1 protein-coding gene is annotated in these 255 nt (G+C 46.7%); it reads left to right on the forward strand.

What is annotated here, in order from left to right; translation table 11 throughout:
• Positions 1–255 (forward strand): SAM-dependent methyltransferase (locus tag AAEY57_RS20465; RefSeq protein WP_350608719.1); only part of this gene is annotated, 255 nt, incomplete at both ends.

Consider the following 255-nt stretch of genomic DNA (forward strand, 5'->3'; position numbering starts at 1 on the left):
CTTATCAAGTCGTTCCGGGTATTACGGCTGCCAATGCCGCCGCAAGCTATGCTGGTATTCCGCTGACTCACCGAGATCATTCGCAATCAGTGCGTTTTGTCACTGGGTTCTTAAAAGCTGGTTCACCCAATGAGAACTTTAAGAACTTTCTAAATACTGACGAAACCATAGTATTTTATATGGGTCTGCATTCGCTGGCTCGTTTAACTGAGGGCTTAATTGAAGCTGGCCGCGATGCTGACACCCCTATTGCTA

Origin of the sequence: Pseudoalteromonas sp. MER144-MNA-CIBAN-0113 (assembly GCF_040308965.1) — a bacterium.
Classification (GTDB): Bacteria; Pseudomonadota; Gammaproteobacteria; order Enterobacterales; family Alteromonadaceae; genus Pseudoalteromonas; species Pseudoalteromonas tetraodonis.